We start from the raw sequence: 18,623 nt of genomic DNA on the forward strand, positions 1-18,623 counted from the left end.
CTCCATGAGGAGAGGGGCCGAGATATTGCCGGATGCGGCGTAAACGCTTTATCCGGCCTACAAGAACGAGCAAATTCAATAAATGGCACTTTGTTTTGTAGGCCTGATAAGCGTAGCGCATCAGGCAATTAGCCCCACCTTCTCCATGTGGAGAGGGTGGGAATGGGTTACTTACGACCAGCCAACAGTTCCAGCACTTCGTCCACGCTGGTGGTGTGTGCCAGACGCTCAATGACGGACTCATCATCCAGCGCGTTGGTCAGGCTGGTGATAACCTGAATGTGCTCGTTGTTACGGGCAGCAATACCAATCACCAGACGGGCAATGTCATCTTCTTCTTCACCGAAGCGCACGCCTTCCGGGTACTGACAGAACACGACGCCAGTTTTCAGCACGCGATCTTTCGCTTCAACCGTACCGTGCGGCACGGCGATAGACTCACCCAGATAGGTCGGGGTCAGTTTTTCACGATCCAGCATTGCCTGTACGTATTCCGGCTCAACGTAACCGCCTTTCACCAGTTGTTCGCCAGCAAAGCGAATAGCTTCTTCTTTAGTTGCCGCTTTACGACCGAGGAAGATGTTCTCCGCGCCCAGTTTGAACAGGTTGGCGTTAGAATCGTCAAAGCTGTCTTTCAGGCTGTCTTTCACTTTCTCTTCGTTTTCAGTATGGCGCTGGGCAGCAACCAGACGTTCGGTCAAGCTGGTGTACAGGCCACTGTCGAGGAAGTTAGTCAGCGAAATATGCTGAGCCTGCGGAACCTGACGCATAGCGCGCTCGGTCAGATCACGGTGAGTGATGACGAGGTCCACATCTGGCGGCAGGTTATTGATCGCGCTGTTAGTGACGGAAATCTGTGACAGACCGGCATCCTGAATTTTCTTACGCAGCACACCTGCGCCCATTGCACTGGAACCCATACCAGCGTCACAGGCAACGATGATTTTACGCACGTGGCTCAGGTCGTTAGTCACATCACCAGCAGACAGCGGAGACGCGCCTTTAGCCTCAGCTTTCATGTCCTGCATACGGCGAGTTGCCGCTTCAATATCGTCTTCCTCTTTCACTTTGCTGGTTTTCAGCAGAATGGCAGAGACAACGAAGGAAACCGCCATTGCCGCACATACACCCGCGATGTTAGCGAAGTAAGCACCTTTTGGCGTCATCGCCAGTACCGCGAGGATAGAACCCGGAGATGCCGGAGAAACCAGACCACCGCCCAGAATAGTCAGCGTAAACACGCCAGTCATACCGCCGAGGATAACGGCGAGGATCAGACGCGGATTCATCAGCACATACGGGAAGTAGATTTCGTGGATACCGCCCAGGAAGTGGATGATTGCCGCACCGCCCGCAGACTGTTTAGCGCTACCACGACCAAAGAACATGTACGCCAGCAGAACGCCCATACCCGGACCCGGGTTTGCTTCAATCAGGAAGAAGATGGATTTGCCCATCTCATGGGACTGCTGAATACCCAGCGGCGAGAAGATACCGTGGTTAATGGCGTTGTTAAGGAACAGGATTTTCGCCGGTTCAACAAAGATAGACGCCAGCGGCAGCATGTCATGGACAACCATGAAGTTAACGCCCGCAGCCAGCATTTTAGACAGGGCTTCAACCAGCGGACCAATCCCCATGAATGCCAGAATCGCGAGGATCATCCCCATGATACCGGCAGAGAAGTTGTTCACCAGCATCTCAAAACCGGATTTGATCTTACCATCTACCCAGCGGTCGAAATGCTTAATGCACCAGCCGCCCAGCGGGCCTGCAATCATAGAACCGAGGAACATCGGCATATCTGCGCCGACGATAACGCCCATGGTGGTGATAGCACCGACCACGCCGCCACGTTCACCACCTACCAACTTACCACCGGTATAACCGATCAGCAGCGGCAGGAGATAAGTGATCATCGGCCCGACCAGCTTCGCCAGCGTTTCGTTCGGTAACCACCCTGTTGGAATAAATAACGCGGTGATGATACCCCACGCGATAAACGCGCCGATATTTGGCATCACCATGTTGCTGAGGAAACGACCAAAGCTTTGCACTTTGATCTTAATATCGGATGACATAAAAACACCCCTTCTTATGTTTGCTGTCGCGCAGGCTGGAAGCCCGAGGTTTTTTGTTAATGTGGCGGCAGAGGTAGCCGGACCTTGTAGATACTGCGAAATCTGGCACTGAATCGGTTAACTGTCCAGTCGACGGTCTTTTGTGTGATATAAATCACATAAATATAGGGGGTAGAGAGGTAATTGACGTGATATTCATCACAAAATACTTGTGTAAAAAAACAACAAGGCGGTGATTTTCGCTAAAAATGGCATTTAAATGTGAGGTTTGTCACGTTTTTTCTTTGATGGTTTGTTGAATTTTTGTGATCTAAATCACAAGATATTTTCTTAAGTCGTTCACCCGGTGTGATCTACGGCATGTTCTGGCTCTGCCTTAAGGCCGTTATGTCACTGAGTAACTCATCACCGCTTAAAATTATTCTTCGGTGTGATGGCGAGAATCGCAAACCCGGATTATTGTCAAATAATCAGCCCGACGCCCATCTGGCTGCCAGCCCATAACAACTCTGATAAGCGTGAATCCGAGGCAGCTATGTTTCTAAACTATTTCGCGTTGGGAGTGCTGATTTTCGTCTTTCTGGTGATCTTTTATGGAATCATCGCGATACATGACATCCCCTATTTGATTGCCAAAAAACGCAACCATCCTCATGCCGACGCCATTCATACCGCAGGGTGGGTCAGCTTATTTACGCTCCACATTATCTGGCCGTTCCTGTGGATCTGGGCCACGCTTTACCAACCGGAGCGCGGCTGGGGGATGCAGTCGCATATTACACCGCAAGAGAAAACGCCTGACCCAGAAATTGCCGCGCTTTCTGATCGCATCTCCCGGCTGGAGCAGCAACTCGCTGCTGAGAAAAAACCTGACTACTCCACGTTTCCGGAGATCTAATCATGGATCTGTTGATTGTCTTAACTTACGTGGCGCTGGCATGGGCGATATTTAAAATCTTCCGTATTCCGGTGAATCAGTGGACGCTGGCGACGGCGGCGCTCGGTGGCGTGTTTCTGGTGAGTGGTTTGATTTTATTGATGAACTATAACCATCCCTATACCTTTATGGCGCAAAAGGCGGTGATTGCCATCCCCATCACGCCCCAGGTCACAGGGATTGTTACTGAAGTCACGGACAAAAATAATCAGCTTATTCAAAAGGGCGAGGTGCTTTTTAAGCTCGACCCGGTGCGTTATCAGGCGCGGGTAGACCGACTTCAGGCCGACCTGATGACGGCGACACATAATATTAAGACGCTGCAAGCGCAGCTCACTGAAGCGCAGGCTAACACCACTCAGGTTTCAGCGGAGCGCGACCGGCTGTTTAAAAATTATCAACGTTACCTGAAAGGTAGCCAGGCGGCGGTGAATCCGTTTTCGGAACGTGACATCGACGACGCGCGGCAAAATTTTCTCGCCCAGGATGCGCTGGTGAAAGGTTCCGTGGCGGAGCAGGCGCAGATCCAGAGCCAACTCGACAGCATGGTCAACGGCGAGCAGTCGCAGATTGTCAGCTTAAGGGCGCAACTTACCGAAGCGAAATATAACCTTGAGCAGACCATTATTCGTGCACCGAGCAATGGCTATGTTACTCAGGTGCTAATCCGTCCAGGCACTTACGCGGCAGCTTTGCCGCTGCGTCCGGTGATGGTCTTTATCCCTGAGCAAAAACGGCAAATTGTCGCCCAGTTCCGGCAAAACTCGCTGTTGCGTCTGAAACCCGGCGATGATGCGGAAGTGGTATTTAACGCGCTGCCGGGGCAGGTATTCCACGGCAAACTGACCAGTATCTTGCCGGTGGTGCCTGGAGGTTCGTACCAGGCGCAGGGGGTACTGCAATCATTAACGGTCGTGCCTGGAACTGACGGTGTGCTGGGAACCATCGAACTGGACCCTAACGCTGATATTGATGCTTTACCTGATGGTATCTACGCCCAGGTGGCGGTTTACTCCGACCATTTCAGCCATGTTTCAGTGATGCGGAAGGTGCTGCTGAGAATGACCAGTTGGATGCATTATCTTTATTTGGATCATTGAATGTTGGGGTATTGAGTCGCATAAATGTGGTTGAGAGCTAAAAAAGTTGCAAATACAGGACATGAGTATTCGCTGTTCGGCCTACGAAACTCGTGTCCTTTTTGTCTAGTCCACTGAGCATATAAACGCTCCCCTGATACCAGAAAGTGGACATTTAATTTTTTCTTTTTACCTTGAGAGAAAACTGTTTCGGTGTAATACCAAAGTAACTTTTGAAGTTTCGAATGAAATAAGATGTGCTTGTATATCTGTAAATAGACCCGTTTTAGTTCCATGCATTTTTTGAGAGTCCGGCTAAATATTACGGTTGTTGATAAGTTAATCGCAGAGAACAATATTCTGTATGTGAAACCGACTAAACCGCTTAACGAAATGTCTGTCGGTGATATTCCGTTGATCACGGCAGAAAATGGAACCAACAATACCCAGGCGTTTAAAACTGTGACTCAACAAATGGGTTTTCACTCAATGACCCCTGATATTGAGGTGGTAAATACTGACAGTGCCACACAGTGGCGTCTGAAAGGATTCGATGTTCAGCGTAATAATGCTGCACTCAGTGAAAGTCAGCGCTTTATGGATATCCGGTACAGAAACTTCCTATCTGAGGTGAATAACCTTAACCGACGTATGGGTGATCTACGCGATACCCAAGGAGAAGCCGGTGCCTGGGCACGGTTTATGACCACTTCTGGTTCAGGTGAGGGGGGATTCTCTGATCGTCACATGCATCTGCAAATTGGTGCCGACAAAAAACATCACTTTGATGGAGGCGATCTTTTTACAGGTATCATGATGACTGTTACTGACAGCAAAGCCAGTGGCGAAAGTTACCAGGGGAAAACCCGCTCTGTAGGCGGCGGTTTATACGCATCCACCCTGTTTGATTCAGGATTGTATATTGATGTGGTCGGAAAATATGTCCACCATCGTGACGATTACACAATGCAAACATTAGGGCTTGGTAAGGCAGACGATACTGCCCACTCATGGTATTTAGGCGCAGAAACCGGCTGGCGCTATCAGTGGAAGCCTGATGTCTTTATTGAACCGCAGGTTGAACTGGTCTACGGCACGTTGTCAGGCAATACCTTTAACTGGCAATACAACGGCATGGATATCAGCATGAAGCGTAAAACGGCAAACCCCCTGATTGGCCGTACTGGTGTGGAATTCGGAAAAACGCTGGATGGTCACGACTGGCAGGTTACAGCGAAGGCAGGTTTAAGTTATCAGTTTGACCTGCGGAATTCTGGCACCACTACTTACCGTGATTTTGCTGGTGAGTCCACCGTGTACAACGGTAAAGATGGTCGTATGTTAGCCAACATTGGGATTGATACACGCATTAAAGACAATACCCGTATCGGCCTGACCGTTGAGAAATCAGCATTTGGTAAGTACAACGTCGATAATGCTATCAATGCGAATATCCGCTATTCATTCTGATATTTAAAAAGATCGTTTCATTTACAAGGCCCGGTATGTGTACGTATCGGGCCATCTTGTGTTTGTCATCACGCTCATATCAATAACATCTGCCCTTTTTTTTAACCCTGGGTCATACTCATATTTTGTTAACAAAAAGGAAACATAATGAAACTCATCGGTAGCTACACCAGCCCGTTTGTACGCAAACTTTCTATTCTGTTGTTAGAAAAGGGCATTACTTTCGAATTTATCAATGAACTGCCCTATAACGTAGACAACGGCGTGGCGAAATTTAACCCGTTAGGGAAAGTGCCGGTGCTGGTGACCGAAGAGGGCGAATGCTGGTTTGATTCGCCAATCATTGCCGAATATATCGAATTAATGAACGTTGCTCCGGCGATGCTGCCGCGCGATCCGCTAGAGTCGTTGCGAGTGCGTAAGATTGAGGCGTTGGCAGATGGCATTATGGATGCCGGGCTGGCTTCGGTGCGTGAGCAGGCGCGCCCGGCGGCGCAGCAGTCTGAAGATGAGCTGTTACGCCAGCGGGAGAAAATCAACCGCAGTCTGGATGTGCTGGAAGGATATCTGGTCGATGGCACGCTCAAAACCGATACGGTCAATCTGGCGACTATCGCTATTGCCTGTGCCGTCGGGTATCTCAATTTCCGCCGCGTTGCGCCGGGCTGGTGTGTGGACCGCCCACACTTAGTCAAACTGGTCGAGAATCTCTTTAGCCGCGAAAGCTTCGCTCGCACCGAACCGCCAAAGGCTTGATGCGCGATATGTCCTCCAGACACTTCTCACGTTACAATCTGCGGTTATGTTAAACGCCCTTCTCCGTGTGAGAGGGCCTTGATGAGCCTGGTTTCCTATGACAACCGAAACGCGTTCCCTCTATAGTCAGCTTCCCGCTATTGATCGCTTATTGCGTGATAGTTCCTTCCTTTCTTTACGTGATACTTATGGCCACACTCGCGTGGTGGAGTTGCTGCGTCAGATGCTTGACGAAGCGCGAGAAGTAATTCGCGACAGTCAGACGCTACCCGCGTGGTGTGAGAACTGGGCGCAAGAAGTCAATGCCCGACTGGCGAAAGAGGCGCAGAGCGCGCTGCGTCCGGTGATCAACCTGACGGGAACGGTGCTGCATACTAATCTTGGTCGGGCATTGCAGGCGGAAGCGGCGGTGGAAGCTGTTGCGCAAGTTATGCGTTCACCGGTGACGCTGGAATATGATCTGGATGACGCCGGACGTGGGCATCGCGATCGCGCGCTGGCACAGTTGTTGTGCCGCCTTACTGGCGCGGAAGATGCCTGCATCGTCAATAACAATGCAGCAGCGGTGCTGTTAATGCTGGCAGCAACTGCCAGCGGCAAAGAGGTGGTGGTTTCTCGCGGTGAACTGGTGGAGATTGGTGGCTCGTTTCGTATCCCTGACGTAATGCGTCAGGCAGGCTGTACCCTGCATGAAGTAGGAACCACCAACCGTACCCACGCTAATGATTATCGTCAGGCGGTGAATGAAAATACCGCGCTGTTGATGAAGGTGCATACCAGTAACTACAGCATTCAGGGGTTCACCAAAGCGGTAGACGAAGCGGAGTTGGTGGTGCTCGGCAGAGAGCTGGATGTTCCAGTAGTGACTGATTTAGGCAGCGGTTCGCTGGTCGATCTTAGCCAGTACGGTTTGCCGAAAGAGCCGATGCCGCAGGAGTTGATTGCCGCGGGCGTCAGCCTCGTGAGCTTCTCCGGCGACAAGCTGTTAGGCGGGCCACAGGCAGGGATTATCGTCGGTAAAAAAGAGATGATCGCCCGGCTGCAAAGTCACCCGCTGAAGCGTGCATTACGCGCAGATAAAATGACCCTCGCGGCGCTGGAAGCCACGCTGCGTCTTTATTTACACCCTGAGGCTCTGACAGAAAAATTACCGACCCTGCGTCTGCTTACCCGCAGCGCAGAGGTCATTCAAATCCAGGCGCAACGTTTACAGGCTCCCCTTGCCGCACATTACGGCGCGGAGTTTGCGGTACAAGTTATGCCATGCTTGTCGCAGATCGGCAGTGGTTCGCTGCCTGTTGATCGCCTGCCGAGCGCGGCATTAACGTTTACACCTCATGATGGACGCGGTAGCCACCTTGAGGCATTAGCCGCCCGCTGGCGTGAATTGCCGGTGCCAGTGATTGGCCGCATTTACGACGGGCGTCTGTGGCTGGATTTACGCTGCCTTGAAGATGAGCAACGGTTTTTGGAGATGTTGTTGAAATGATTATTGCGACTGCCGGACACGTTGACCACGGCAAAACGACATTATTACAGGCGATTACTGGCGTAAATGCCGACCGTCTGCCGGAAGAAAAAAAGCGTGGCATGACCATCGATCTCGGCTATGCCTACTGGCCGCAGCCGGATGGACGCGTTCCTGGATTTATTGATGTTCCCGGCCATGAAAAGTTTCTTTCCAACATGCTGGCGGGCGTTGGTGGTATCGATCATGCGCTGTTAGTGGTGGCGTGCGATGACGGCGTGATGGCACAGACCCGTGAGCATCTGGCGATTTTGCAGCTTACCGGTAACCCGATGCTGACGGTCGCGCTGACCAAAGCCGATCGCGTGGACGAAGCGCGCGTTGATGAGGTTGAACGCCAGGTAAAGGAGGTGCTGCGGGAATACGGTTTTGCTGAGGCAAAACTGTTTGTCACCGCAGCGACTGAAGGAAGGGGAATTGATGCTCTGCGCGAACATCTGCTTCAGTTGCCGGAACGTGAACACGCCAGTCAGCACAGTTTCCGCCTCGCTATCGACCGTGCTTTTACCGTAAAAGGTGCCGGGCTGGTGGTGACGGGTACGGCGTTAAGTGGGGAAGTGAATGTTGGCGATTCATTATGGTTGACGGGGGTAAATAAACCGATGCGCGTGCGTGCTCTCCATGCGCAAAATCAACCAACAGAAACCGCCCATGCCGGGCAGCGTATTGCGCTTAATATCGCCGGTGATGCGGAGAAAGAACAGATTAATCGAGGCGACTGGCTGCTGGCAGATGTGCCGCCAGATCCGTTCACGCGGGTGATTGTCGAGCTTCAAACCCATACGCCGCTGACCCAGTGGCAGCCGCTGCATATTCACCACGCCGCCAGCCACGTTACGGGGCGTGTTTCGCTGTTGGAAGATAACCTTGCCGAACTGGTGTTCGACACGCCGCTGTGGTTGGCGGATAACGATCGCTTAGTGCTACGCGATATATCAGCCCGCAACACGCTGGCGGGTGCCCGCGTGGTGATGCTCAACCCGCCGCGCCGCGGTAAACGTAAGCCGGAATATCTGCAATGGCTGGCGTTACTGGCACGGGTGCAGAATGATGCCGAAGCGCTGGCTGTTCACCTGGAGCGCGGTGCGGTGAATCTCGCGGATTTTGCATGGGCGCGTCAGCTCAACGGCGAAGGGATGCGCGAATTGCTGCAACAGCCGGGCTATATTCAGGCCGGTTATAGCTTGCTGAATGCACCGGTTGCTGCTCGCTGGCAGCGTAAAATTCTCGACACATTAGCGGCTTATCATGAACAGCATCGCGACGAACTAGGGCCGGGACGCGAACGTCTGCGGCGCATGGCGTTGCCGATGGAAGATGAAGCCCTGGTACTGTTGCTGATTGAAAAGATGCGCGAAAGCGGCGAGATCCACAGCCATCACGGCTGGCTGCATCTGCCGGATCACAAAGCCGGATTTAGCGAAGAGCAGCAGGCTATCTGGCAAAAAGTGGAACCGCTGTTTGGCGACGAGCCGTGGTGGGTACGCGACCTGGCAAAAGAGACGGGAACCGACGAGCAGGCAATGCGCCTGACGCTGCGCCAGGCGGCACAGCAGGGGATAATTACGGCGATCGTCAAAGATCGTTATTATCGCAATGATCGAATTGTCGAGTTTGCCAATATGATCCGTGATCTCGATCAGGAGTGTGGCTCGACCTGCGCGGCGGATTTCCGCGATCGCTTAGGCGTTGGCCGAAAACTGGCGATTCAAATTCTGGAATATTTTGACCGGATTGGCTTTACGCGTCGCCGTGGAAATGATCATTTATTACGTGACGCATTATTATTTCCCGAAAAATAAGGAAATGATTAATTCATAACAAATATGAATTAATACAAAATTCTTATTAATATTAAGGAAGCACGTTGTATGATGAATATAACGTGCTTTTTATTAAAAATATTTTAATAAACGGGAATGTCGATCATATTTTCGAATGAAAATACTTTGTAATCTGCCAGCCCTTTTTACTCTTCCCGGAGTGTTTTATGGCAGCTTCAACCTTTTTTATTCCTTCAGTGAATGTCATCGGTGCTGATTCATTGAATGATGCAATGAATATGATGGCAGAATATGGATTTCGCCGTACATTAATTGTTACTGACAATATGTTAACGAAATTAGGCATGGCGGGTGATGTGCAAAAAGCACTGGAAGAACGCAATATTTTTAGCGTTATTTATGATGGCACCCAGCCGAACCCAACCACGGAAAACGTCGCGGCAGGTTTGAAATTACTAAAAGAAAATAATTGTGATAGCGTGATTTCCTTAGGTGGTGGTTCTCCGCACGACTGCGCAAAAGGTATTGCGCTGGTGGCAGCCAACGGTGGTGATATTCGCGATTACGAAGGCGTTGATCGCTCTGCAAAACCGCAGTTGCCGATGATTGCCATCAATACCACTGCGGGCACTGCGTCTGAAATGACCCGTTTCTGCATCATCACCGACGAAGCGCGTCACATCAAAATGGCGGTTGTGGATAAACACGTGACTCCGCTGCTTTCTGTCAATGACTCCTCACTGATGATCGGTATGCCGAAATCACTGACTGCCGCTACCGGGATGGACGCCTTAACGCACGCCATCGAAGCGTATGTTTCTATTGCGGCAACGCCGATCACCGACGCTTGCGCATTGAAAGCAGTGACCATGATTGCCGAAAACCTGCCAGTAGCAGTAGAAGATGGCAGCAACGTTAAAGCGCGTGAAGCAATGGCCTACGCTCAGTTCCTCGCGGGTATGGCGTTCAACAATGCCTCTCTGGGGTATGTTCATGCGATGGCGCACCAGTTAGGCGGTTTCTACAACCTGCCGCACGGCGTATGCAATGCCGTTCTGCTGCCGCATGTTCAGGTGTTCAACAGCAAAGTTGCCGGTGCGCGTCTGCGTGACTGCGCGGCGGCAATGGGCGTGAACGTGACGGGTAAAAACGACGCGGAAGGTGCAGAAGCCTGCATTAACGCTATTCGTGAACTGGCGAAGAAAGTGAATATCCCTGCGGGTCTGCGTGACCTGAACGTAAAAGAGGAAGATTTTGCGGTGCTGGCGACCAATGCCCTGAAAGACGCCTGCGGTTTTACTAACCCGATTCAGGCAACTCACGAAGAAATTATGGCGATTTATCGCGCTGCGATGTAATCACCTTCCCGTAACGGCTGGCAAATTGTCAGCCGTTTTTTATCAACTATCTCTGTAATCCTTGCCCGTAAATTTGTGATTGCCGTCGTAAAGCTATCACCGGCTGGCGAAGATTTCACCAACCATGTCTACCCTTGTTATACCTCACACAGCAAGGAGACTACCATGACCAACAATCCCCCTTCAGCACAGATTAAGCCCGGCGAATATGGTTTCCCCCTCAAGTTAAAAACCCGCTATGACAACTTTATCGGCGGCGAATGGGTCGCGCCCGCCGACGGCGAGTACTACCAGAACCTGACGCCAGTGACCGGGCAGCTTCTGTGCGAAGTGGCGTCTTCGGGCAAACGCGATATCGATCTGGCGCTGGATGCAGCCCATAAAGCGAAAGATAAATGGGCGCATACCTCGGTGCAGGATCGTGCGGCGATTCTGTTTAAGATTGCCGATCGGATGGAGCAAAATCTGGAACTGTTGGCGACGGCAGAAACCTGGGATAACGGCAAGCCCATTCGTGAAACCAGTGCTGCCGATGTGCCGCTGGCAATTGACCATTTTCGCTATTTCGCTTCGTGTATTCGGGCGCAGGAAGGCGGGATCAGTGAAGTGGATAGCGAAACCGTGGCTTATCACTTCCACGAACCGTTAGGTGTGGTGGGGCAAATTATCCCGTGGAACTTTCCGCTGTTGATGGCGAGTTGGAAAATGGCTCCGGCGCTGGCGGCGGGCAACTGTGTGGTGCTGAAACCGGCGCGACTCACTCCACTTTCGGTGCTGCTGCTGATGGAAATCGTGGGTGATTTACTGCCGCCAGGCGTAGTCAACGTGGTCAACGGCGCTGGTGGCGAAATTGGCGAATATCTGGCGACCTCAAAACGCATTGCTAAAGTGGCATTTACCGGCTCAACGGAAGTCGGTCAGCAGATTATGCAGTACGCTACCCAGAACATTATTCCGGTGACGCTGGAGCTGGGCGGTAAGTCGCCAAATATATTCTTTGCTGATGTCATGGATGAAGAAGATGCTTTCTTCGACAAGGCGCTGGAGGGCTTTGCATTGTTCGCCTTCAACCAGGGCGAAGTCTGTACCTGTCCGAGTCGTGCTTTAGTGCAGGAGTCTATCTACGAACGCTTTATGGAACGCGCCATCCGTCGTGTTGAAAGCATTCGTAGCGGTAACCCGCTCGACAGCGTGACGCAAATGGGCGCGCAGGTTTCTCACGGACAACTGGAAACCATCCTCAATTACATTGATATCGGTAAAAAAGAGGGTGCGGATGTGCTTACCGGCGGGCGGCGTAAGCTACTGGAAGGGGAACTGAAAGACGGCTACTACCTCGAACCGACGATCCTGTTTGGTCAGAATAATATGCGCGTCTTCCAGGAAGAGATTTTTGGCCCGGTGCTGGCGGTGACGACATTTAAGACGATGGACGAGGCGCTGGAGATTGCCAACGATACGCCATATGGCCTGGGCGCAGGCGTCTGGAGTCGTAACGGCAATCTGGCCTATAAGATGGGGCGCGGCATTCAGGCTGGGCGCGTGTGGACCAACTGTTATCACGCTTACCCGGCACATGCGGCGTTTGGCGGCTACAAGCAGTCGGGTATTGGGCGTGAAACCCATAAGATGATGCTGGAGCATTATCAGCAAACTAAGTGTCTGCTGGTGAGCTACTCGGATAAACCGTTGGGGCTGTTCTGATGTGAAAAACGGGTTGCATCGGGTATTCATTGCCTGATGCGACGCTTGCGCGTCTTATCATGCCTACATGGCTCATGCAATATATTGAATTTGCATGATATTGTAGGCCGGATAAGGCGTTCACGCCGCATCCGGCATAAGCAACGCGCACGTTATCACTATCTGCGACGCTTGCGCGTCTTATCGGTTCAAATGTTTACGTCTTGAATAGCTGAATATTTATTGAACTAAATTGCGAGTATCCTCACATCTTTTCAACAAGTTACTGCACACCATTATTCTTCTTCCGAGCGACATTCCTGAGTCAACTTTATCCACCTGACGGCCTATATAAATCGCGCTATCGTGATTGCTACCAAAACATCTGGCTCAGCGGGTGCAGGACTTTATTGGCGGGCAATGGCTGCTGGTAGATATCAATATGAATCAGTTCGAAGGTCGGGCTGAACGAATCAATATTACAATGCCGAAAGGGTTACTGAACAAGATTGATACCTACGTGCGCAATCATCCTGATTACGCCAGCAGAAGTGCGTTTCTGGCAGAAGCTGCCGGACGAGATTACCGACAGCCCAATGATCGATCGTTATGAGAGTTTTATGTTTGTCACTGGTGTGAGCTGGCGTTTTTAATTGACCAGGGAGATGTTGGATAAATTGCGTTAGCAAAATCTATATTAATCAGTTGTAATTACGGTGTCGGAGGGGTATCCGGCACCGCAATGGATTACGGCAGATAAAACACTTCTTGTAGCTCGCTACTGATCGGGCTGTTATTCGGATTAGCGGGCATAACGTCAGTCATATATTTCCACCAACGTTGGCAAACGTCAGTGCTGGCAACCGCATTCCAGCGTTCTTCAGATTCAATTTCCACGCTGGCAAACAGCAAATTTCGCGCTTTATCGAGATAGATAGCGTAGTTGTGCGCGCCGTGAGATTTCAATACCGCTTCCAGTTCCGGCCAGATCGGGTTATGCCGACGTTGATACTCGTCGTGGGCGTCGGGGTTTACCTGCATAACAAAGGCTTTGCGGATCATGTTTACTCCTTACAGCGCCAGCGCGCTAGCCAGTGGCGTAACGCCGAAACGTTTGCCGAGGGCTATCAACTCCTCACGGCCGATGGTCTGTTTCATGCCGCCCATCGAATACACTTTTACCAACACTTCCGCCGATTTTTCTGCGGTATCGATCAGGCCAAACGCTTCGTCCAGCGTCGGACCGCTGCCGAAGACGCCGTGGAATGGCCAGAGTACCAGTGAATGTTTTTGCATTTCTTGCGCGGTGGCCTGGCCGATTTCGTCCGTGCCTGGCACCATCCACGGCAGAATGCCGACACCATCCGGGAATACCACCAGGCACTCGGTGCTGCCTTCCCACAGTTGGCGGGTGAAAACAGCCGTGTCGTTTTCCAGCACATAGGTGAGGGCGATGAGGTTGGTGGCATGGCAGTGCATGATCACCCGATCTTTACCGTTGGTGGTTTTAATGCGTTCGCAGTGGGAGAGGAAATGAGCCGGAAGTTCGGAGGTCGGAACGGCTTCGTTGGTTAGCCCCCAGAGAATGTGGTATCCCGCACCGTCGCTGTCGACTTTTACGATGCCTAAATTGGCAGCGGGATCGAGCTGGACGTTACGGAAGAATTTGCCGGAACCGGTGACGATAAACGGTGTATTTGCCAGTAAAGGCATTGGCTGACTGAGCGGGATATAGCGCGGTTGTGGATGGAAATTGTCGTGATAAGGCGCGATATCGGCGTCATCCAGGCGCAGCGTCAGGTTGCCGCCGTTGCGCTCGTCCCAACCTTTCAGCCAGGCATCGGTGGTGGCTTTGATCATTCCCTGGACAAACCAGGACTGGGTAATGTTTTGCATGTTCTGTGTTCCTGTAAATTCGGTGTTGTCGGATGCACGACCTGTAGGCCGGATAAGGCACCTGTGCCGCATCCGGCACTCAATGCCTGATACGTCTTATCAGGCATATAACTGTTGCTGACCTGTAGATCGGATAAGTCACTTGTGCCGCATTCAGCGGTATTTACCCGCGTTGACGCAAAATCGTGTTTTCATAAGCCCGCACGCTTTCCAGCCACTCGCTACCCACTGGCGTATCATGACGCTGGCAATACATTTCCCATACCGCCTGCCACGGCAACGATTTCTGCTCTTCCAGCAACGCCAGTCGCGCGGTGTAATCGCCTGCCGCTTCCAGCTTGCGCAGTTCGGCTGTCGGTTCTAACAACGCACGCAGCAGAGCTTTTTTCATATTGCGTGTACCAATGACCCACGCGGCAATGCGGTTGATGGAGGCATCAAAGAAGTCGAGGCCGATATGTACCCGGTCAAACAGGTCATGACGGACGATCTCGCTGGCGATCGCCTGGGTTTCATCATCCAGCAGCACGACGTGATCGCTGTCCCAGCGTACCGGGCGGCTGACGTGCAGCAGCAACTGCGGCACATACAACATGGCGGCGGAAATCTTGTCGGAAATGACTTCAGTCGGGTGGAAGTGTCCGGCATCCAGGCACAGCGCAGTCTGGCGGCTGGTGGCATAACCCATATAAAACTCATTAGAGCCAACCGTATAGCTCTCCGCGCCAATGCCAAACAATTTGCTCTCTACGGCGTCGATATGGTGCGCCGGATCCAGCTTTTCGCTGATCACTTCATCCAGTGCTGCCAGCAAACGCTGGCGCGGGGCAAGGCGGTCAATGGTGATATCTTTCATGCCATCCGGGATCCAGATGTTCATCACTGATGGCGTGCCGAGTTGTTCGCCAAAATAGGCCGAAACGCGGCGGCTGGCCTTACAGTGATCAATCCAGAACTGGCGAATGCGGTCGTCGGCATGTGAGAGCGTAAAGCCATCGGCGCTTAGCGGATGCGAGAAACAGGAAGGGTTAAAATCCAGACCGAGTTGATTAGCTTTCGCCCATTCAACCCAGTTTTTGAAGTGTTCAGGTTTGATTTGGTCACGCGAGACTGGCGTGTCTGACTCCAGATAGATCGCATGTAAATTAAGCCGTTTCGGCCCCGGAATCAGCCGCATAGCCTGTTCCAAATCGGCACGCAGCTCTTCGGCATTGCGCGCTTTTCCCGGGTAGTTGCCGGTGGCCTGAATCCCTCCAGTCAGCGAACCTTCCGGGTTTTCAAAACCAGAAACATCATCGCCCTGCCAGCAGTGCATTGAAACGGGTAAGCGATCAAGTTGGCGCAGTGCCTCCTCGACATCAATTCCTACCGCCGCGAAACGCTGTTTCGCCAGTTCCCAGGCCTGTTCCAGTTGAGTGGTCATGCGCAAAGCTCCTTAGTCTGTCGTGTAGAGCGAAACTGCGCCACATAGTGGGCAATTTCACTGTCAGGATTAGGGGTAAAGGTGGTCAGATTCGCAGTGGCGCTTACCACCTGACGGAAATCATCCACATTGTTGAGTTCATCCAGCGCCATTAACTGGATGCCGATATTGCCGAGCGTTGAAGCTTCTACAGGCCCGGCGATCACCCGAGTACCGCAGGCATCGGCGCACAACTGGTTGAGTAGTACGTTTTGGCTGCCGCCGCCGACAATATGCAGTTGCGAGAAATCTTCACCGCGTAGCTGTGCCAGTTCATGCAGCACATCGGCATACAGCACTGCCAGACTGTCGAAAATACAGCGCGCCAGTTCAGCATCACTTTCTGGGATCGGTTGCGCCGTTTCCCGACACGCAGCCTGAATTTCGCTGCACATCGCGTCAGGATTAATAAAGCGATCGTCATTGGGATTGATGATGAAGCGGCAGGCCGGAAGCGCCTGTGTCGTAGCGATAAGTGCCGGGAGATCGTTGATTTGCCGTTCCTGAAGCACCCGCTGAAGCAGCCATAAGCCCATAATATTTTTCAGCACCCGATAGCGACCTTCCGCACCACCTTCATTGGTGATGTTGGCTGCCAGCGCCGCATCATTGGTGAATGGCGTCTGGCTTTCGAAGCCCATCAATGACCAGGTTCCGGAGGAGAGGTAAGCGGCGCGTGATCCGTTTAACGGCGAAGCGATAACCGCGCTGGCGGTATCATGGCTGGCAACGGCGACCACAGGAATTTCATTACCCTGCGGACAAATCCAGTGACCAATGACATTGCCCGGATGCGTCGGGCGGCCAAACCAGGCTTTGTTGGCACCGCTCCACGCCAGCAGGGAGTCATCCCAGTCATCGCTATTGATATTGACCAGTTGCGTGGTGGTGGCGTTTGTGTACTCCCAGTTCATCTTGCCGGTCAGGCGATAACTAAAGTAATCCGGCATTAGCAGAGCGTGAGCAATGTGTGGAATAAGTTCGGGTTGTTGCTCTGTCAGCGCACGTAGCTGATAGATCGTATTGAAGGGCAAAAACTGAATGCCGCTACGCTGATAAATATCGCGCTTTCCATATTGCTGTTGTGCCAGCGCCATCAGACCACTGGTGCGGCTATCTCGATAAGCAACAGGCAGACCCACGCGCTGACCGTGTTGGTCGAGTAGTACATAGTCCACGCCCCAGGTATCAATACCGATGCTATCGATACGAATCCCTTCCTCACAAACCTTGTTTAGCCCAAGGCGAATGGCGCTCTCCAGGCTATCCACATCCCAGGTGACATAGCCGTTCCGGTTATGCAGTCCATTGTTAAATCGGTGGATTTCACGCAGCATCAGGCTGCGACATTCACGGGAGTAACGCGCCAGCATCACGCGCCCACTGGATGCGCCGAGATCGACGGCGACACAATTGCGAAAGGTCATAATGTGATCCTGCTGAATTTCATTACGACCAGTCTAAAAAGCGCCCGAGTTCGCTACCTTCTTGTTACTGACAGGAAAATACACCACTGGCAACCAGGGAAAGATGAACGTGATAGCGTTCACAATTTTCTGAATTGTGGTGGTGTGATGTTTGCCGCATTTCCTGAAAATTCACGCTGTATCTTGAAAAATCGACATTTTTTACGAGTTTTGCCGTCAAAAATTTAAGGTAAGAACCAAACCGCTTGATTACTATTCCGCCATGTTGATGACATCAGGAGGCCAGTATGACCGTATTACAAAGTGTGGATTTTTTTCCGTCTGGTCACGCGTCCGTGGCGATAGAACCCCGGCTTCCGCAAGCGGATTTCCCTGAGCATCACCATGATTTTCATGAGATTGTGATTGTTGAATATGGCACGGGTATCCACATTTTCAATGGGCAGCCTTATACCATCTCCGGTGGCACAATCTGCTTCGTGCGCGATCATGATCGGCATTTATACGAACATACGGACAATCTGTGTTTGACCAATGTGCTGTATCGCTCACCGGATCGATTTCAGTTTCTCGCCGGGCTGCATCAGCTTCTTCCGCAAGAGCTGGACGGGCAATATCCGTCTCACTGGCGCGTGAGCCAAAGCGTATTGCAGCAGGTGCGGCAACTGGTTTCGCAACTGGAACAGCATGAAAGGGCGAGTGATTTACCCTCGAAAGCCAGTCGCGAGATTTTGTTTATGCAATTACTGCTCTTGCTGCGTAAAAACAGTTTGCAGGAGAGTATGGAAAGTCGTGAATCACGTCTGAACTTGCTCCTGGCCTGGCTGGAGGAGCATTTTGCCGACGAGGTTAATTGGGAAACGGTGGCGGATAAGTTTTCTCTGTCACTACGCACTTTGCATCGTCAGCTAAAACAGCAAACCGGTTTGACTCCCCAGCGTTACCTTAACCGTTTACGGTTGGTGAAGGCGCGTCATCTGTTACGTCATAGCGAGGCCAGCGTGACCGAAATCGCATATCGCTGCGGGTTCAGCGACAGTAACCACTTTTCGACGCTGTTTCGCCGTGAGTTTAACTGGTCACCGCGTGATATTCGCCAGGGGCGGGATGGTTTTCTGCAATAACGCGAATCTTCTCAACGTATTTCCACGCCAGATTATGA

The 18,623-nt window shown here is 51.8% G+C and carries 14 protein-coding genes and 3 pseudogenes; 11 read left to right on the forward strand and 6 right to left on the reverse strand.

The genetic code is table 11. From position 1 onward, the window contains the following. Nucleotides 1–167 precede the first annotated feature (167 nt). The gene (gene mtlA / locus C0K55_RS13525; RefSeq protein ID WP_000093278.1) at nt 168–2,081 is read right to left on the reverse strand and encodes a PTS mannitol transporter subunit IICBA; all 1,914 of its coding nucleotides are present in this window, start codon (nt 2,079–2,081) and stop codon (nt 168–170) included. A gap of 535 nt (nt 2,082–2,616) precedes the next feature. On the opposite strand from mtlA, the gene C0K55_RS13530 reads away from it, so the two are divergent. Then, the gene (locus tag C0K55_RS13530) at nt 2,617–2,979 is read left to right on the forward strand and encodes a DUF3302 domain-containing protein (protein WP_001517475.1); all 363 of its coding nucleotides are present in this window, start codon (nt 2,617–2,619) and stop codon (nt 2,977–2,979) included. Between the two features lie 2 nt (nt 2,980–2,981). Further along, on the forward strand, nt 2,982–4,118 hold the full coding sequence (locus tag C0K55_RS13535) for an HlyD family secretion protein (RefSeq protein ID WP_001517476.1): 1,137 nt from the start codon (nt 2,982–2,984) through the stop codon (nt 4,116–4,118). Between the two features lie 154 nt (nt 4,119–4,272). Here C0K55_RS13535 and C0K55_RS13540 read toward each other — a convergent pair. After that, nucleotides 4,273–4,365 (reverse strand): annotated as a pseudogene (locus C0K55_RS13540) (AraC family transcriptional regulator); the annotation flags it as partial. A 26-nt stretch (nt 4,366–4,391) separates the two neighbouring features. On the opposite strand from C0K55_RS13540, the gene C0K55_RS13545 reads away from it, so the two are divergent. From C0K55_RS13545 to C0K55_RS26600, 8 genes and pseudogenes are all read left to right on the forward strand, one after another. Beyond that, complete coding sequence (locus C0K55_RS13545; RefSeq protein WP_001517477.1) at nt 4,392–5,567, forward strand: autotransporter outer membrane beta-barrel domain-containing protein; 1,176 nt, start codon at nt 4,392–4,394, stop codon at nt 5,565–5,567. A 147-nt stretch (nt 5,568–5,714) separates the two neighbouring features. Then, a complete protein-coding gene (locus C0K55_RS13550) occupies nt 5,715–6,323 on the forward strand; it encodes a glutathione S-transferase (protein ID WP_001517478.1) in 609 nt (202 codons plus the stop codon). A 97-nt stretch (nt 6,324–6,420) separates the two neighbouring features. After that, a complete protein-coding gene (selA, locus tag C0K55_RS13555; RefSeq protein ID WP_000206266.1) occupies nt 6,421–7,812 on the forward strand; it encodes an L-seryl-tRNA(Sec) selenium transferase in 1,392 nt (463 codons plus the stop codon). Next, complete coding sequence (selB, locus tag C0K55_RS13560; protein ID WP_105266929.1) at nt 7,809–9,653, forward strand: selenocysteine-specific translation elongation factor; 1,845 nt, start codon at nt 7,809–7,811, stop codon at nt 9,651–9,653. Before selA ends, selB begins: the two co-directional genes overlap by 4 nt. A gap of 188 nt (nt 9,654–9,841) precedes the next feature. Then, nucleotides 9,842–10,993, forward strand: a complete 1,152-nt coding sequence (yiaY, locus tag C0K55_RS13565; protein WP_105266124.1) for an L-threonine dehydrogenase — start codon at nt 9,842–9,844, stop codon at nt 10,991–10,993. 165 nt (nt 10,994–11,158) lie between these two features. Continuing rightward, a complete protein-coding gene (gene aldB / locus C0K55_RS13570) occupies nt 11,159–12,697 on the forward strand; it encodes an aldehyde dehydrogenase AldB (RefSeq protein ID WP_001517481.1) in 1,539 nt (512 codons plus the stop codon). A gap of 361 nt (nt 12,698–13,058) precedes the next feature. Then, nucleotides 13,059–13,256, forward strand: a pseudogene (locus C0K55_RS13575) (type II toxin-antitoxin system HicB family antitoxin); the annotation flags it as partial. Further along, a pseudogene (locus C0K55_RS26600) lies at nt 13,237–13,329 on the forward strand (MipA/OmpV family protein); the annotation flags it as partial. The pseudogenes C0K55_RS13575 and C0K55_RS26600, both read left to right, overlap by 20 nt. Nucleotides 13,330–13,423: 94 nt before the next feature. On the opposite strand, the gene rhaM reads toward C0K55_RS26600, so the two are convergent. The 4 genes from rhaM to rhaB all read right to left on the reverse strand — a co-directional run bounded on the left by rhaM (nt 13,424) and on the right by rhaB (nt 17,461). Further along, complete coding sequence (gene rhaM / locus C0K55_RS13580; protein ID WP_000619483.1) at nt 13,424–13,738, reverse strand: L-rhamnose mutarotase; 315 nt, start codon at nt 13,736–13,738, stop codon at nt 13,424–13,426. A gap of 9 nt (nt 13,739–13,747) precedes the next feature. Further along, nucleotides 13,748–14,572: a rhamnulose-1-phosphate aldolase gene (gene rhaD / locus C0K55_RS13585; protein WP_016262733.1), complete on the reverse strand. Its 825-nt coding sequence runs from the start codon at nt 14,570–14,572 to the stop codon at nt 13,748–13,750. A gap of 163 nt (nt 14,573–14,735) precedes the next feature. Then, a complete protein-coding gene (gene rhaA / locus C0K55_RS13590) occupies nt 14,736–15,995 on the reverse strand; it encodes an L-rhamnose isomerase (protein WP_001517483.1) in 1,260 nt (419 codons plus the stop codon). Beyond that, nucleotides 15,992–17,461 (reverse strand): rhamnulokinase, encoded by a 1,470-nt coding sequence (gene rhaB, locus C0K55_RS13595; RefSeq protein WP_105266123.1) that lies wholly within the window; start codon nt 17,459–17,461, stop codon nt 15,992–15,994. Before rhaB ends, rhaA begins: the two co-directional genes overlap by 4 nt. Nucleotides 17,462–17,748: 287 nt before the next feature. Here rhaB and rhaS point away from each other — a divergent pair, with 287 nt between their 5' ends. Next, nucleotides 17,749–18,585: an HTH-type transcriptional activator RhaS gene (gene rhaS, locus C0K55_RS13600; RefSeq protein WP_001517485.1), complete on the forward strand. Its 837-nt coding sequence runs from the start codon at nt 17,749–17,751 to the stop codon at nt 18,583–18,585. Nucleotides 18,586–18,623 lie beyond the last annotated feature (38 nt).

Origin of the sequence: Escherichia sp. MOD1-EC6098, assembly GCF_002965865.1 — a bacterium.
In the GTDB taxonomy this organism is placed as follows: domain Bacteria; phylum Pseudomonadota; class Gammaproteobacteria; order Enterobacterales; family Enterobacteriaceae; genus Escherichia; species Escherichia marmotae.

What these genes read in the sequence shown, in the direction of transcription:
- mtlA (WP_000093278.1), bottom strand. Translation starts at nt 2,081, where the DNA reads ATGTCATCCGATATTAAGATCAAAGTGCAAAGCTTTGGTCGTTTCCTC.
- C0K55_RS13530 (WP_001517475.1), top strand. Translation starts at nt 2,617, where the DNA reads ATGTTTCTAAACTATTTCGCGTTGGGAGTGCTGATTTTCGTCTTTCTG.
- C0K55_RS13535 (WP_001517476.1), top strand. Translation starts at nt 2,982, where the DNA reads ATGGATCTGTTGATTGTCTTAACTTACGTGGCGCTGGCATGGGCGATA.
- C0K55_RS13545 (WP_001517477.1), top strand. Translation starts at nt 4,392, where the DNA reads ATGCATTTTTTGAGAGTCCGGCTAAATATTACGGTTGTTGATAAGTTA.
- C0K55_RS13550 (WP_001517478.1), top strand. Translation starts at nt 5,715, where the DNA reads ATGAAACTCATCGGTAGCTACACCAGCCCGTTTGTACGCAAACTTTCT.
- selA (WP_000206266.1), top strand. Translation starts at nt 6,421, where the DNA reads ATGACAACCGAAACGCGTTCCCTCTATAGTCAGCTTCCCGCTATTGAT.
- selB (WP_105266929.1), top strand. Translation starts at nt 7,809, where the DNA reads ATGATTATTGCGACTGCCGGACACGTTGACCACGGCAAAACGACATTA.
- yiaY (WP_105266124.1), top strand. Translation starts at nt 9,842, where the DNA reads ATGGCAGCTTCAACCTTTTTTATTCCTTCAGTGAATGTCATCGGTGCT.
- aldB (WP_001517481.1), top strand. Translation starts at nt 11,159, where the DNA reads ATGACCAACAATCCCCCTTCAGCACAGATTAAGCCCGGCGAATATGGT.
- rhaM (WP_000619483.1), bottom strand. Translation starts at nt 13,738, where the DNA reads ATGATCCGCAAAGCCTTTGTTATGCAGGTAAACCCCGACGCCCACGAC.
- rhaD (WP_016262733.1), bottom strand. Translation starts at nt 14,572, where the DNA reads ATGCAAAACATTACCCAGTCCTGGTTTGTCCAGGGAATGATCAAAGCC.
- rhaA (WP_001517483.1), bottom strand. Translation starts at nt 15,995, where the DNA reads ATGACCACTCAACTGGAACAGGCCTGGGAACTGGCGAAACAGCGTTTC.
- rhaB (WP_105266123.1), bottom strand. Translation starts at nt 17,461, where the DNA reads ATGACCTTTCGCAATTGTGTCGCCGTCGATCTCGGCGCATCCAGTGGG.
- rhaS (WP_001517485.1), top strand. Translation starts at nt 17,749, where the DNA reads ATGACCGTATTACAAAGTGTGGATTTTTTTCCGTCTGGTCACGCGTCC.